Origin of the sequence: Acinetobacter pullicarnis (assembly GCF_006352475.1) — a bacterium.
In the GTDB taxonomy this organism is placed as follows: Bacteria; Pseudomonadota; Gammaproteobacteria; order Pseudomonadales; family Moraxellaceae; genus Acinetobacter; species Acinetobacter pullicarnis.
This window is the reverse complement of the sequence record NZ_VCMZ01000001.1, coordinates 3,571,360-3,586,392: the sequence shown is the minus strand read 5'-3', so window position 1 is coordinate 3,586,392 and position 15,033 is coordinate 3,571,360. Positions and strand designations below refer to the sequence as shown.

Annotated in this window: 11 protein-coding genes; 5 read left to right on the top strand and 6 right to left on the bottom strand. The window is 42.7% G+C overall.

From position 1 onward, the window contains the following. Positions 1-26: 26 nt before the first annotated feature. Positions 27-1,289, top strand: coding sequence for an OmpP1/FadL family transporter (locus FD716_RS16045; protein WP_139853252.1), 1,263 nt, complete (start codon positions 27-29; stop codon positions 1,287-1,289). A gap of 109 nt (positions 1,290-1,398) precedes the next feature. Here the strand turns inward: FD716_RS16045 and FD716_RS16040 are convergent, their stop codons facing one another. The 3 genes from FD716_RS16040 to ompR all read right to left on the bottom strand — a co-directional run bounded on the left by FD716_RS16040 (position 1,399) and on the right by ompR (position 5,387). Continuing rightward, positions 1,399-2,913, bottom strand: coding sequence for an acetyl-CoA hydrolase/transferase family protein (locus FD716_RS16040; protein ID WP_139853251.1), 1,515 nt, complete (start codon positions 2,911-2,913; stop codon positions 1,399-1,401). A 208-nt stretch (positions 2,914-3,121) separates the two neighbouring features. Further along, positions 3,122-4,582: an ATP-binding protein gene (locus tag FD716_RS16035; protein ID WP_139853250.1), complete on the bottom strand. Its 1,461-nt coding sequence runs from the start codon at positions 4,580-4,582 to the stop codon at positions 3,122-3,124. Positions 4,583-4,622: 40 nt separating this feature from the next. Beyond that, on the bottom strand, positions 4,623-5,387 hold the full coding sequence (gene ompR / locus FD716_RS16030; protein ID WP_086202441.1) for an osmolarity response regulator transcription factor OmpR: 765 nt from the start codon (positions 5,385-5,387) through the stop codon (positions 4,623-4,625). A gap of 231 nt (positions 5,388-5,618) precedes the next feature. On the opposite strand from ompR, the gene FD716_RS16025 reads away from it, so the two are divergent. Together FD716_RS16025 and FD716_RS16020 are read left to right on the top strand one after the other, a co-directional pair. Then, positions 5,619-6,032, top strand: a complete 414-nt coding sequence (locus FD716_RS16025; RefSeq protein WP_139853249.1) for a peptidase associated/transthyretin-like domain-containing protein — start codon at positions 5,619-5,621, stop codon at positions 6,030-6,032. A gap of 108 nt (positions 6,033-6,140) precedes the next feature. Further along, positions 6,141-8,504, top strand: coding sequence for a Tex family protein (locus FD716_RS16020; protein ID WP_139853248.1), 2,364 nt, complete (start codon positions 6,141-6,143; stop codon positions 8,502-8,504). A gap of 346 nt (positions 8,505-8,850) precedes the next feature. Here the strand turns inward: FD716_RS16020 and FD716_RS16015 are convergent, their stop codons facing one another. Beyond that, positions 8,851-9,222 carry a MerR family DNA-binding protein gene (locus tag FD716_RS16015; protein ID WP_139853247.1) on the bottom strand — a complete coding sequence of 124 codons (372 nt, stop codon included), beginning with the start codon at positions 9,220-9,222 and terminating at the stop codon, positions 8,851-8,853. Positions 9,223-9,322: 100 nt separating this feature from the next. On the opposite strand from FD716_RS16015, the gene FD716_RS16010 reads away from it, so the two are divergent. After that, positions 9,323-10,438 carry an SDR family oxidoreductase gene (locus tag FD716_RS16010; protein ID WP_139853246.1) on the top strand — a complete coding sequence of 372 codons (1,116 nt, stop codon included), beginning with the start codon at positions 9,323-9,325 and terminating at the stop codon, positions 10,436-10,438. Positions 10,439-10,516: 78 nt separating this feature from the next. Here the strand turns inward: FD716_RS16010 and FD716_RS16005 are convergent, their stop codons facing one another. Then, positions 10,517-11,404 (bottom strand): SDR family NAD(P)-dependent oxidoreductase, encoded by an 888-nt coding sequence (locus tag FD716_RS16005; RefSeq protein ID WP_139853245.1) that lies wholly within the window; start codon positions 11,402-11,404, stop codon positions 10,517-10,519. A gap of 342 nt (positions 11,405-11,746) precedes the next feature. Further along, positions 11,747-13,024: an O-acetylhomoserine aminocarboxypropyltransferase/cysteine synthase family protein gene (locus FD716_RS16000; RefSeq protein WP_139853244.1), complete on the bottom strand. Its 1,278-nt coding sequence runs from the start codon at positions 13,022-13,024 to the stop codon at positions 11,747-11,749. A gap of 315 nt (positions 13,025-13,339) precedes the next feature. Between FD716_RS16000 and ettA the strand changes: the two genes are divergently transcribed. After that, positions 13,340-15,001: an energy-dependent translational throttle protein EttA gene (ettA, locus tag FD716_RS15995; RefSeq protein WP_139853243.1), complete on the top strand. Its 1,662-nt coding sequence runs from the start codon at positions 13,340-13,342 to the stop codon at positions 14,999-15,001. Positions 15,002-15,033: the final 32 nt, after the last annotated feature.

Sequence of the window (15,033 nt, the reverse complement as noted above, 5' to 3'; positions counted from 1 at the left end):
GTTCTTTGGATGAAGTAGGTGCAGCCATGAAAGCCGTCGTTCAACCGTTGACTTTAAGTTTGTTGTTGTCTGGCTTTTGTCTGCCGGCATACGCAACCAACGGTTATTTTATGCATAGTTTTGGGGTTAAGGCGCAGGGTAATGCTGGAGCTGCCACAGCTCATTTTCAAGATGCCTTAAGCATTGCCAGTAATCCCGCAGGATTAAGTTGGGTAAATAATCAATTTAATCTGGGTGCCACATTATTCTCACCCGATCGTTCAGCTGAAATTAAAGGAAATGCCGCGGGTGCAAATGGACAATATGATGGCAATGCTCGTCGATATTTTGTTATACCAGAGTTTGCCTATCGCCATGCGGTTAATGATCAGGTCGCGCTTGGGATTGCACTTTACGGCAATGGTGGGATGAATACTGGCTATAAATCTAATCCCTTTGCCGCTTTTGGTAATCAGGGTAGTGCAGGGGTGAATTTAAGCCAAGTCTTTGTTTCTCCTGCTGTATCTTGGCAATATACGGCTCATCAATCGATTGGTGTGGCTACCAATTTTTTATACCAGCGCTTTGATGCTAAAGGCTTAAATGGTTTTGCTGGCTTTTCACGTGATCCTGAGCATTTGAGTAATCAGGGTGCGGACAGTGCTGCGGGAATTGGTGTGCGTGTGGGGTGGGCTGGGAAATTTTTAGATCAACGCCTAAGTTTGGGGGCGAGCTATGCTTCTAAAATTAAAGCAGATCGTTTTGCTGAATACCAGGGCTTGTTTGCGGATCAGGGCAACTTTGATGTCCCTGAAAATTATGCGCTTGGTGTCGCCTACAAGGTTACACCGCAGTTAACGCTAGCAGCCGATGTACAGCGAATTCTTTATGCCGATCTGATTTCTGTTGGTAATCGTTTTGACATTAATCGGTTACAACAGGGTGAGCGCTTTGGGGACCGACAGGGGCCAGGCTTTGGTTGGAATAATATCAATGTCTATAAACTTGCGGTGAATTATCAGGTGCATCCGAAATTGCTGTTGCGTGCCGGTTATAGTCATAGTGATCAGCCAGTACCTGCCAGTCAAAGCTTTTTAAATATCCTTGCACCTGCTGTTGTACAAGACCATGCCAGTATTGGTGCAACATGGGAGATCGATGCTCATCAAGCGTGGAGTGTGGCATATACCCATGCATTTGAAAAAGACCTGAAAGGAAATGGGTCAATTCCAGCAGCTTTTGGTGGAGGTGAGGCCAATTTGAAGATGAGTCAGGATATATTGGGCTTGGCTTATGCTTATCAGTATTGATAAAAAAATCCTCCTAAATTTAGGAGGATTTTTTTGGTCTTTTACTTTAAGGATTTGATTTAAATTTCTAGGTTTAAAGTCTTTAGTTTAAAGTATTGCCCTGATCGGCTTATGCAGGTTGAGAAATTTTCTTTTCAACCAACATGTTACCTGTTTCTTCAAAGTTTGCATGCCAAGAGAGGGCTTCACGCAACAGGTGTGGTGTGTGACCGCCTTTAGCACATGAACGATCAAAGTAATCGTTTAGCGCATTGCGATACAGTGGGTGTGCACAGTTGTCGATAATTGCGCGTGCACGCTCACGTGGCGCTAAGCCGCGAAGATCAGCAAGACCTTGTTCAGTCACAAGAATATCTACATCGTGCTCAGAATGGTCAACGTGTGAAACCATTGGAACGATTGAAGAGATGTCTCCACCTTTTGCAATTGCTTTGGTCACAAAAATAGCCAAGTTTGCATTACGCGCAAAGTCACCTGACCCACCGATACCGTTCATCATTTTGCTACCGCAAACGTGAGTTGAGTTGACGTTACCGTAGATATCAAACTCAAGTGCAGTATTGATTCCAATAATACCGAGACGACGTACAAGCTCAGGATGGTTTGAAATTTCTTGTGGACGGAGAACCAATTTGTCTTTGTAAGCTTCGATGTTGCCAAAGACTTTGTCACCGTATTCTTTGGAAAGCGTGATTGAAGAGCCTGAAGCAAAAGTCATTTTGCCTGCATCAATTAATTCGAAAGTACAGTCTTGTAATACTTCAGAGTACATTACAAGGTTTTCAAAGTTCGAATCTTTTAGGCCTGTCAATACAGCATTGGCAATCGAACCAATACCAGCTTGTAATGGACCTAAATTTGCAGGGAGGCGTTTAGCGGCCACTTCTTTTTCAAAGAACGCAATCAGGTGATTGGCAATCCCTTGTGTTTCGTCATCTGGTGCAGTCACTGTTGAAGGTGAGTCATCAGTATCGTTGAATACGATACCGACAATGCGAGCCGGATCAACTTGAATTGCTGTTGTACCAATGCGCTCATCAATTTGAGTTAATGGAATAGGTTGGCGCGTTGGGCGTTGACCAGGAATGAAAATGTCATGCAGACCTTCAAATGCTGGATCAAGCGATGTGTTGATTTCTACAATAATTTTATCAGCGAACAGCGCAAGACTAGCAGAGTTACCGACTGAGGTCGTTGGAATAATCCCACCATCTTCAGTAATTGCAATCGCTTCAATAACGGCAACTTCAGGACGCTTGAGCTGTTGATTACGCATTTGCTCTACAGTTTCAGACAAATGCTGGTCAACAAACATCACTTCGCCATTGTTGATGGCACGACGGAGCGTATTATCAACTTGGAACGGTAGACGACGTGCAAGTAGGCCGACTTCAGTAAATTGTTTATCTAAATCATTACCCAAACTCGCACCCGTAATCAGGGTGATTTTTAGTGGATTGGCTTTGGCTTGCTTAATAAGCGCCAAAGAAACTGCTTTCGCTTCACCAGCACGGGTGAATCCACTCATACCAACGGTCATACCGTCTTCAATAAAGGTTGCAGCTTGCTCAGCACTCATGACTTTGTCGTGAAGTGAAGCTAAACGAATGCGGTCTAAGGCCATGATTTACTCTCAATAAAAAACTCAGAATTAGACTCGATTGTACGCGTCGCACAAGTTAAATTGCATAGCTATTAGGCTAAGGTCTAATTTTTCAAATAAATACCGATATAAATTTAAATGATGGTTATTAAGTTGCTGAATTAAAACGTTTAAATATGTATAAAGTTGGTTTGGTTGATAAAACAGCTGCTTTAATTTTGTCCGTTTATTAAAAACGCTCAGTGAGTGTTTGCTTAATTTTACCGAGTGCGGTGTTGGGTGTGGCGACTTCTTGTTCGGTACTGGCGAGGGGGAGTGAGATCGTTACTTCTAAACCACCGATCTCACGATTGTGAATTAATATTTCACCCTGATGGATATCGACAATACGTTTTACAATCGCGAGACCCAGTCCACTGCCTTGTACGGTTCGTGCTGCATTGCCACGGACAAAAGGTTGCATGAGATCTTCAATTTGATCTTCGGGAATGCCTTCGCCATGGTCGGAAACGCGAATAAAGAGTTTTTCTTCATCGATAAATGCAGCAAGTTCGATTGGTTCTGCACCATAACGTTTTGCGTTGTTAATTAAGTTGCCGATGAGGCGTTTTAACGACAATGAGCGTGCAGCAATGATCGGAAGCGGTTGTGCTTGAAAGCGGATATCCAGCGGTTTAAATTGAATCACAAGCTCTTGGAGTAGGCTGTTGATATTGGTGTCTTGTATCTCTTCATCTGAACCATCACGCATATAAGAAATGAACTGATTTAGAATCGCATCCATATCTTCGACATCATAGATCAGACCTTCTTTGAGGAAATCGTCATCTGGCATCATTTCAGCACTTAAGCGAATGCGGGTGAGTGGGGTTCTTAAATCGTGGGAAATCCCTGCCAACATAATTAAGCGATCACGTTCAGCCTGATCGAGGGTATAGACCATGAGATTAAAGGCTTGATTCACTTCTCGAATTTCTTGGGGACCGTGATTGGTTTCCAAGTAAGGGGCTTTACTGGTTTTACTGTATTGATTGGCTGCGTTTTGCAGACGTCGCAAAGGGCGGTTTAATTGTCGGACCAAGGTCAAAATAATAATAAAGGAGAGAATGGGCACACCCAGCAGCCAGCCAAAGACAAGTTCTGAGCTATAGTTGGCATAGGTTTTAAGGGGTTCTCTGACCCAATGACCATTCATTGCAGGGGTTTGAATCCAAATCCGTGGGCTGGGTTTGAATTGGAAGTAGACCGTTACATCTTTAATCGCCATTTCTTGGGCGACTTTATCTTCAATATGCCCAGTGATGTAGTCTGCTAAGAGTTTATCTTTAACATTGGGATATTCTTTGGGATTGGTGACATATTCAATGCCGATCCGCTGTTCTAACCAGTCATCAATATTGATTTCAACGCCTTTATTAAAGACACGGACATCAGGATTGTTAATGACTTCTAGCTCCATGGCAATATAGCGTGCATGTTGCTGTAGTTCAGGTAAGTAAAGGGTTCGCCAGAAAAACCAAAGCGTGGTGAACCAACTGATAAAGACCACAAAAATCACCAACACTGTGGTGCGCATGGCAGCTGATCGCGGCTTAATCTTGTCTAAAAAGCGTTCCCAACGGGTTCGTTTTTTCTCAGAATATGCCTCAAAATCATTAAATGCTTGTATATCAATTGGTTCTTGTTTCACAGTTGGTCCTCATCACGCCTTTGGAGCGTCATGTTATGGGTTATTCAGCACCATCTGGAACAAAAACATAGCCGACGCCCCATACGGTTTGTATGTAACGTGCACGGGCTGGGTTTTCTTCGATGAGGCGACGTAGACGTGAAACTTGAACGTCAATCGAGCGCTCCATTGCTCCCCATTCACGGCCACGTGCTAAGTTCATGAGTTTGTCACGGGTTAGCGGCTCACGTGGATGCTGTACCAAGGCTTTGAGTACGGCAAACTCACCTGTGGTTAAGGTGACGACTTGGCCTTCACGTGTCAGTGTGCGGGTTGAAAGATCCAGTGACCACGGGCCAAAGGAAACCACTTCAACATTTTGACTTGGCGCACCGGGAACTTCACGAACTTGTCGACGCAGTACTGCACGAATACGTGCCAGTAATTCGTTCGGATTAAAGGGTTTTGGTAGATAGTCATCTGCACCCGCTTCGAGACCCGCAATACGGTCTGAGTCGCTGCCGCGTGCAGTAAGCATAATAATTGGGGTGTCAATATTGGACTGACGTAAACGTCGGCAAATACTCAGGCCATCTTCTACCGGAAGCATAAAGTCCAATACGATCAGAGAAAATAATTCACGTTGTAGTAAACGATCCATCTGAGTTGCATCATGGGCTGTTTTGACCACAAACCCTTTATCTTCCAAAAATCGCTGTAAAAGTGTGCGTAAACGGACATCATCATCGACCACCAAGATGCGTTCAACTCGATCCGTTTCATGGTGAACGACATCTGTATTTTCAGCAGGTACAACTAAACTCATGATGCACTCCGTAAATATGTGAATTTATAAATATTGTATAGCTTAGTATACTGTCTAAATTGTTGTTAAGACTATGTATCAATTTGCTCAAAATTACAATTTCAATGATATTAAGAATACCAAAAAACAACATCTTACAGCGTGAAAAGCGCTGTTTGAATTGGCATTTGATGAATCCATGAACAACTTCAACACGCTGATCTTATTTAACCAGGACATTAGACTTTACCAATGAAAATTTTCGCTATTATCATGCTTTGTTTGGCTTTAACTGCCTGCATTAGTCGCTTATCGCGTCCACAGATGATAGGTACAGTGGTCAATCTAGCAGGGCAGCCATTGGTTGGCGTGCAAATTGGAGAAACAGTCAGCGATGCTCAGGGTTATTTTAGTTTAAAAGAGCGACGTTATAATGTTTTTCTGTTGAAAGAACTTTTATATATGGAAGCGCCTCCTTTGCATATTTCAGAGCCTGTTCGTTTAAATGGCTATCAAGGTTGTTGGATTAGTTTATCGCAGCCTTTTGGTGGCGGACGTGCTAAAGGTGCGACATGGTCATTGGGTCAGGTTGTTATTTATCCAAATTTAGGGCAAGATGCTGTAAAATCTCTACCAATTTGTACTCTAAAATCTGATTTAAATTAAAGACTTACCTTTTTATTTTGCAACAAGCTATAAAACAGTTGTGGATTTTATAGTCTCGGTCTTTATAATCACTAACTTTTAGTCCTTATCCTTGTGGAATTAAACACGATGACTGACTTAGTTCAGCAGTTGGCAAGTGAGCTTGCCGTAAGTCCAAACCAAATAGAAGCTGCCATCAAACTCATTGATGAGGGTGCCAGTGTTCCGTTTATCGCACGTTACCGTAAAGAAGTGACGCAAGGCTTGGACGACTCTCAGTTACGCCAATTAGATACGCGATTAACGTATCTACGTGATTTATTCGAAAGACGTGACAAAGTGATTGAGTCACTGAAAGAGCAAGATAAATTATCGGATGATTTATTAACACGTGTAAATGCAGCTGCGACTAAAAATGCCTTAGAAGAAATCTATGCGCCTTATCGTCCAAAGCGCACCAGCAAATCGTTTAAAGCCAAAGAAGCCGGTTTAGGCCCAATTGCAGATCGTATTGCCAGTGAAGAGATTGAACCACAAGCAGCATTGGCTGATTTTAGCCATGAAGACTATCCAGATTTAGACAGTCAGCTCGATGCGATTCAACATATTCTGATTGATGACTGGGCACAAAATATTGCTTTGACGACTGAGCTTAAAGCGATGTTTGCGAAAACAGCGACATTAAAAAGTGCTGTCGCCAGTGAAGAGAAAAAAGAAGTCGGTAAAAAATTCCGCGATTACTTCGAGTTCTCTGAAAACTTAAACAAAGTACCATCGCATCGCTTATTGGCCATGCTTCGTGGTCGCCAAGAAAATGTCTTGGGTTTAAAAGTGGATGGTGAAGACGAACAAGCGTTATTACGTATTGAAACGGAATACAATCTTGATCAGGTTCAACCACAAACCCGTCAAGACTATTTGAAAAAAATTGCGAAGTTGTTCTGGTTGGGCAAAGTACGTCCAAGTGTTGAACATTCATTGTTGACTGAAAAACGTTTGACCGCTGAAGCGGAAGCAATGCAAGTCTTTGCTGAAAACTTACGTCATTTATTGCTGTCTGCACCTGCGGGCGCACGTTGTACACTTGGTGTCGATCCAGGCATTCGTACAGGTGTAAAACTTGCTGTTGTAAATGCATCAGGCGATGTCGTAGCACATAGCACGGTTTATCCATTTGCACCGAAAGATGACAAAGCTGGCGCAATGGCTGAACTGGCACGTTTATGTCGCGAATTTAACGTTGACTTAATTGCTATTGGTAATGGGACTGCAAGCCGTGAAACAGAAGCGGTTATTGCTGAAATGATGGCTGCGAATGCAGACTTGAAATTGACCCGCGTAACGGTTAGTGAAGCAGGTGCTTCTGTTTACTCTGCATCTGAGTTGGCCTCAGCTGAATTGCCAGAGTTGGATGTGACGATTCGTGGTGCAGTGTCAATTGCACGTCGTTTACAAGATCCATTGGCAGAGCTTGTAAAAATTGATCCGAAATCGATTGGTGTGGGTCAATATCAACATGATGTCAATCAAACTGGCTTAGCCAAAACTCTGGATGCGGTGGTTGAAGACTGTGTTAACGCTGTTGGTGTTGATGTGAACACTGCTTCTTCTGCTGTTTTGGGTTATATCGCAGGTTTGAACAAATCAATTGCACAGCAAATCGTTGACTTCCGTAAAGAAAATGGTCGTTTCGAAAACCGTAAAGCATTGAAAAATGTACCACGTTTAGGCGAGCGAACTTTTGAACAAGCGGCAGGTTTTTTACGTGTACTTGATGGTTCTGAGCCTTTAGATGCATCTGCAGTGCATCCTGAAAGCTATGCGTTGGTTGAGAAAATTGTGAACGCGAAAGCGACCACCGTAAAAGATATTATTGGCAATAGCGAAATTATTCGTCAGGTTGATGCTGAAGCATTTGTTGATGATAAATTCGGTCTACCAACTGTTAAAGACGTGTTAAGCGAATTGGATAAACCAGGCCGTGACCCACGTCCAGAATTCCGGACTGCGAAGTTCCGCGAAGACATCACAGAAGTATCACAATTAACTGAAGGCTTACAGCTTGAAGGTGTGATTACCAATGTAACCAACTTCGGCGCTTTTGTTGACGTGGGTGTACATCAGGATGGTTTGATTCATATCTCAGAATTGGCCAATGAATTTGTTTCTGATCCGCATAAAGTGGTTAAGCCAGGGCAAATCGTACAAGTTCGTGTGATTCAAGTTGATGCTGAACGTCAGCGTGTGAACTTATCGATGCGTCCAGAAGGTTCTGCTGCACCAGCGAAAGCGCAACGTGCGCCACGCCGTGATAACAACGCTGAACAACGTGGAGCTGCAAAACCGCAAGGCAAACGCCCACAACAAGCACGTCCACAAGCGCAAGGTGATCGTCCACAACGTAATAAGCCTCAAGCAGCTAAACCACAAGAAAACAAAATCGGTGGTTTAGGCGCATTGCTATTACAAGCGGGCATCAAAGGTTCTAAATAAGCTTTGATTTCAGTTTGTTGAATAAAAAACCTCCCAAGTGGAGGTTTTTTATTGGTGAAGGTTTTTGAGTGATTAAAAGCACCCTTTTCCCACTTGCGGAATATATTTCTCATCCCAAAGGGAGACGGGGCTTTCAGACATAATTAATCAATCAAAAATAGCTGTATTTGTCTTAACTGACTGGCATTATCCCAAGTGGAGGTTTTTTTATTGGTGAGGGTTTTTGAGTGATTAAAATTTGTAGAACTTATTCACTTGATTGATGAAGGTATCATGCGCTGCTTTGTTGAAAAGTACTGCTCCAAAATGCAGGGTTAAAACTCAGAATCTGCTTATCAAGCTAACTTTAAACACCTTTGACACATTGCTGTTTTAAAGGACATGGGTCTCCCAACATTAAATGTGTGAGCATGCTACGCATCTGTTCGAGCTGGTTGATCTTTTCATCGATGGTAGACAGTTTAGTCTGAAAAATCAGTTGCATCTGCTCAGCAGGAATATCGGCTTGCGCCACGAGATCAGAGAGTTGCTTTATTTCAGCTAAGCTAAAGCCAAGAGATTTTGCTTGAAGAATGAGTTGTAGCTGTTGAATGCTGTGTTCAGGGTAATCTTTATAACCATTATTTCGTGTAATTGACTGAATTAAATTCATTTTTTCATAAAATCGAATGGTATCTCGGCTTAAGTTGGTTTGTTTGACCAGTGCACCAATAAGCATCGCTCGCTCCTTCTATTTCCCAAAACGGTTCATTAGGGCTTGACCCTAGAGTGTACTCCATACTTTAGCCTATCTATAAGTAGATTAAATAGCGTTAAAGATGATGCAAAGCTCAAAATCAATCGTACAAGATTTCACTGTAAGTCAAAGCATTTTCGTTGTTGGAGCAACTGGATTTGTCGGCAAATTTCTTACAGCACAGCTATTACAGCAGGGCTATCCTGTTTTTGCTTTGGTTAGAAATGTATCAGCACAAGCGCAAGGCCTGACCGAGTGGTTGAGGCAGCGTGGGGTAAGTGTTGAAAAACTAATATTGATACAAGGAGATGTGACAAAGAAAGACTTAGGCGTGTCTAAAGCTGACTGGGAGCGGTTAACGTGCGTAACACGTTTATTTAATTGTGCAGCATGGTTTGCTTGGGATTTGACGATGCAACAAGCACAAGCGGTAAATGTTTTTGGGGCTGTAAATTTGTTGCGCTGTGTGGGGGAGCATTGTCAATTACAACGGGCTGTGCATGTTTCAGGTTATATGTTGACGTTAACTGAGCATTTGCAAGAAGTCGGTATTTGTTTAGATGATATTGACGCAACAGATTGGGTACAGGTTTATACAAGGCTCGGTGCTTATGAGGCATCAAAAATCCAAGCACATTTTGCTTGGATAAAACAGGCAGACAGTCAGGCTCTTGATTGGAGCATCATCCATCCCGCAACAGTGACTGGTGATATGCATACTGGTGAAATTCCATTGTCACAAGCAATTGCTCAAATGATTACTGCATTAAAGCGTGGAAAAATGATGGCTATACCTGCGACAGCAATCCATTATTTACCCTTGGTGAATATTAACTATTTGGTTGCAGTGATGGCGGAAGCCGGTATGGATCCGCAGATGCGTAATCAAACGTTATTGGTTGCTGATGAAGAACAGATCCCTTTACATCAATTACTGCATTTAATGGCAACACAACTCAAGTTAAGTGCTCCAAAATACTATGTACCACTCTGGTTTTTGCAGTGGTTGTTGAAATGGCGTTGGCTTGCACAGAAGATGGAAATGTCAGCTGAAATGCTACACTTTTTGCGTACAGAGGTATTAGATAGAAGTAAGCTGGTCGAGTTAGAGCAGCAGTGGAAACTCAAAGCAGCAGATGTTGAGACGGTCATTGCGAAGACTACTTTGTGGGTCGATCAGCAAACATCAGATGCATAAAACATTAGCCAAGAAAAACCCGCTGTATATATTTAGATATGCAGCGGGGGACTGATGTTTATTGGGGCTTATTTGTGCTTACCAGTGTTCGCCTGGGAACAGTCTTGCATAAGCACGTTGGGCAAAGTTGAGTTTGTCTTGTTTCCCCACAGAAGCGCTTGAACTTGGGAATAAGTTGAAGCCAATTGACATCAATTTATTGTTAATCCCCGGTGCGATAGAGTAAGTAATCGAAGCCAGGCGACCAAGTGTTGTCGCTACTTTTTTCGGACGTTTCACAATCGCATAAGCGACTAAATCTGCCGCTTGCTCAGGTGAAAGGGTTGGAACGTAATTATAAATTTTGGTCGGTGCAATCATTGGCGTACGAACCAAAGGCATATAGACCGAAGTAATTGCAATCTTGTGTGAATGTACCTCAGCAGATAGGCAGCGACTAAAAGCATCCAGTGCAGCTTTAGAAGCCACATACGCAGAGAAGCGGGTTGCATTCGCCAATACGCCGATTGAACTGATGTTAATGATGTGACCATCACGTCGATTCATCATTTGTGGCAAGACGTTGAGGACTAAGCGGACAGCACCAAAGTAGTTCAACTGCATGGTGCGTTCAAAGTCATGGAAACGATCTACAGATTCATGTACTGCACGGCGGATGGAACGTCCTGCGTTATTGATGAGGAAATCGATGTGCTCTACCGACGCCAATATCTTTTCAGATACCGCATCAATGGCAGCCATGTCATTTAAGTCACATGGGAAAATAGTTGCTTTGCCGCCAGCGGCTTCGATTTCAGCTTGTACTTGCTCTAAGGTTTCTTGTGTACGTGCAACCAAAAGAACATGCGCACCCTTTGCAGCAAGTTTTTTTGCAACGGTTAAGCCAATACCGCTAGACGCACCTGTGATCAATGCAACTTTGTCTTGAACCTTTGCTTCAAAGAGTTGCTCTAGTTTTAAATTCATATGATTTCCCTGATGAATGAAACTAAGTTATTGAGTTTTATTTGTTATTTTAAACACGAACCTTAAAATAAAAGACAATCAAACTTACCTCAAAAATAATAACGAAAAATAGAAAAATTACTAGGATAAAGCATGTGTATTTTAAAATATTTCTGGCGATTATATTCTAACCTAAATTCTGTCGTTACGGTTTGAATTCTTCTTCTTCCTCAGTTTAAGTATCTAATAAATTGTATTTGCAAAATTTTATTAAAAAAAGAGGGAGATTAGCTCCCTCTTTTAGGTATCTCAAGATTGTTGTAAGTTAGATTTAAACCAAGCTTACACTTCTATCAGGATGAATTACACCGTTTCTAAAGCTTGTTCTAAGTCTGCAATGAGGTCATCAATATGTTCAATTCCGACAGAAAGACGGACCATATCAATGCTGACGCCTGCAGCTTTCAATTCATCTTCATTCAGTTGGCGATGTGTGGTGGTTGCAGGATGGCAAGCCAAGCTTTTTGCATCCCCGATATTTACTAAGCGGGTAAACAACTGAAGTGCATCGATAAAGCGGGTTCCGCCTTCACGACCATCTTGAACACCGAAGGATAAAATCGCAGAAGGCGTACCTTTAACATATTTTTGCGCTAACGCATGTTGTGGATGATCTTTTAGACCCGCATAGTTCACCCATTTTACTTTTGGATGTGATTGCAAATATTCAGCAACTTTCTGTGCATTTTCAGTATGACGTTCCATACGAATGTTCAGCGTTTCGAGGCCTTGCAGGATCAGGAACACGCTGAGTGGGCTAATTGCAGCACCAGTGTTGCGTAATGGCACGACGCGTGCACGTGCGATATAGGCTGCTGCACCAATGGCCTCAACATAATTGACACCGTGATAACTTGGATCTGGTGTATTCAAGACTTTGAAACGTTCTGGATAATCACCCCAAGGGAATTTGCCGCTGTCGACAATGGCACCACCAATACTGTTGCCGTGACCACCAATGTATTTGGTTAACGAGTGCACCACGATGTCTGCGCCAAACTCAAAGGGTTTGAGCAGTGCAGGAGTGGCCACAGTGTTGTCGACAACCACTGGAACGCCATATTCGTGTGCAATTTTGGCAATCGCTTCAAGATCAATAATATTGCCCAATGGATTACCAATAGATTCAACAAAAACCAATTTGGTTTTTTCATCAATTAGGCCGCGTAATGCTTCTGGGTCTTGGTAATCGAAGAAGCGCACTTCAATACCTTGTTTTGGCAAAGTGTGTGCAAATAAATTGTAGCTACCACCGTAGAGGGTAGACACTGACGCAATATTATCGCCTGCTTCAGTAATGGTTTGAATCGCATAAGTGATGGCTGACATTCCTGATGCAAGCGCCAAAGCACCGATTCCGCCCTCTAATGCTGCAATACGTTGCTCAAGCACAGCGGTGGTCGGATTCATAATTCGAGTATAAATATTACCCTGAACTTTGAGATCAAATAAGTCTGCACCGTGTTGAGTATCATCAAAGGCATAAGACGTGGTTTGATAGATGGGTACGGCAACAGCTTTGGTGGTTGGTTCTGGGCTATAACCCGCGTGTATGGCAAGAGTTTCGTCTTTATAAGTCATGGTTCCATCATCTATGTGTTTCATTCTACAGCGAGTTTAGCATTTATCATTATGAATGAAAGGTCTAAATTATGACTGTCTTATATAAAAAAATGATATTAAAAACAGATATTCTGAACATTATGGCTCGGGTAAATGCTGCGCACTTTAAAAGCGTAATCCACTAGATCAGTGTCAGATTTGGAAAGTGCAGTCAGAAAAAACAGATTGTAAAGATAAAAAATACACGCCTTATTTTTTCAACACTTTCATCGTATAATGCCGAAGTATTTTTTCGCATGTGCGATGTTTTGGTTTTTGCTTGAGGAGTCCTAAGTGGCCCAATATATTTACACGATGAATCGTGTGTCAAAGATGGTTCCGCCTAAGCGCGAGATCCTGAAGGACATCTCTTTATCATTCTTCCCTGGTGCAAAAATTGGTGTGCTTGGTTTAAACGGTGCAGGTAAATCGACCTTGCTCCGGATTATGGCGGGCGTTGATAAAGATTTTTCCGGTGAAGCACGCGCTCAACCAGGTATTAAAATTGGCTATCTCGAACAAGAACCACCTTTAGACGATGCCAAAGATGTCCGCGGTAACGTGGAAGATGGTTTGCGTGAGCCACTTGATGCTTTAGCGCGCTTAGATGAAGTTTTTGCAGAGTATGCAGCAGAAGATGCTGACTTTGATGCGTTGGCGAAAGAACAAGAAAAGCTTGAAAGTATTATTCATGCTTGGGATGCGCATAACCTCAATAATCAACTTGAGCAAGCGGCTGGTGCCTTGAACCTGCCACCTTGGGATGCAGATGTTTCTTTGCTTTCTGGTGGTGAACGTCGCCGTGTTGCATTGTGTCGTTTATTGCTGTCTAAGCCTGACATGTTGCTTCTTGATGAACCGACCAACCATTTGGACGCAGAGTCCGTGACTTGGTTAGAACGTTTCTTGAAAGACTTTGCTGGCACCATCGTGGCAATTACGCATGACCGTTATTTCTTAGATAACGTTGCCGAGTGGATCTTGGAGCTTGACCGTGGACATGGTATTCCTTATCAAGGCAACTATTCTTCTTGGTTAGAGCAAAAAAATGCCCGTCTAGAGCAAGAAAACAAACAAGAAGAATCTTTTGCGAAAGCCTTGAAAAAAGAATTGGAATGGGTACGTTCTAATGCCAAAGGTCAGCAAAAGAAAAATAAAGCACGTATGGAACGTTTTGAAGAGTTGAACTCTAAAGAATTCCAACAACGTAATGAAACATCAGAGATTTATATTCCACCTGGTCCACGTTTGGGCAACAAGGTGGTTGATGTTGAAGGCATCAGCAAATCCTTTGATGGTCGTTTGTTGTATGAAAACCTCACCTTCGCAGTACCACCAACGGCGATTGTCGGGATCGTGGGACCAAATGGTGCGGGTAAAACTACACTATTCCGCATGATGACTGGCGAACAACAACCAGATACCGGTACGGTTACCTTGGGTGAGTCGGTTAAAGTTGCTTATGTCGGCCAGGTTCGTGACAGCTTAGATAACAGCAAAACTGTATGGGAAGAAGTTTCTGGCGGCTTAGATATTCTCAGAGTCGGTGATTACGAAATTCCATCACGTGCTTATATTGGTCGCTTTAACTTTAAAGGTTCAGATCAACAGAAGCGTGTGGGTGATTTGTCTGGTGGTGAACGTAACCGTCTGCAACTGGCTAAAATTTTACAGCAAGGTGCGAACGTTATCTTGCTGGATGAGCCATCAAATGACCTTGATATTGAAACCTTACGTGCGCTTGAAGATGCAATTTTAGTCTTCCCAGGCACCGTGATGGTGGTATCGCATGACCGTTGGTTCTTAGACCGTATCGCAACGCATATTTTGTCATTCGAAAATGAGCAGCCTGAGTTTTATACTGGTAACTACCAAGAATATGAAGCGTATCGCCAGTCTCGTATCGGTGATGAAGCTGAGCAAAAAGGCAAGAAATATAGAAAAATTGGTGGTTAATCCATTGTTCAATATCGTTTCTGGCGCGGTGA

Bases quoted from the DNA above. Each gene is read 5' to 3' on its own strand.
- FD716_RS16045 (WP_139853252.1), top strand. From the start codon at position 27: ATGAAAGCCGTCGTTCAACCGTTGACTTTAAGTTTGTTGTTGTCTGGC.
- FD716_RS16040 (WP_139853251.1), bottom strand. From the start codon at position 2,913: ATGGCCTTAGACCGCATTCGTTTAGCTTCACTTCACGACAAAGTCATG.
- ompR (WP_086202441.1), bottom strand. From the start codon at position 5,387: ATGAGTTTAGTTGTACCTGCTGAAAATACAGATGTCGTTCACCATGAA.
- FD716_RS16025 (WP_139853249.1), top strand. From the start codon at position 5,619: ATGAAAATTTTCGCTATTATCATGCTTTGTTTGGCTTTAACTGCCTGC.
- FD716_RS16020 (WP_139853248.1), top strand. From the start codon at position 6,141: ATGACTGACTTAGTTCAGCAGTTGGCAAGTGAGCTTGCCGTAAGTCCA.
- FD716_RS16015 (WP_139853247.1), bottom strand. From the start codon at position 9,222: ATGCTTATTGGTGCACTGGTCAAACAAACCAACTTAAGCCGAGATACC.
- FD716_RS16010 (WP_139853246.1), top strand. From the start codon at position 9,323: ATGATGCAAAGCTCAAAATCAATCGTACAAGATTTCACTGTAAGTCAA.
- FD716_RS16005 (WP_139853245.1), bottom strand. From the start codon at position 11,404: ATGAATTTAAAACTAGAGCAACTCTTTGAAGCAAAGGTTCAAGACAAA.
- FD716_RS16000 (WP_139853244.1), bottom strand. From the start codon at position 13,024: ATGACTTATAAAGACGAAACTCTTGCCATACACGCGGGTTATAGCCCA.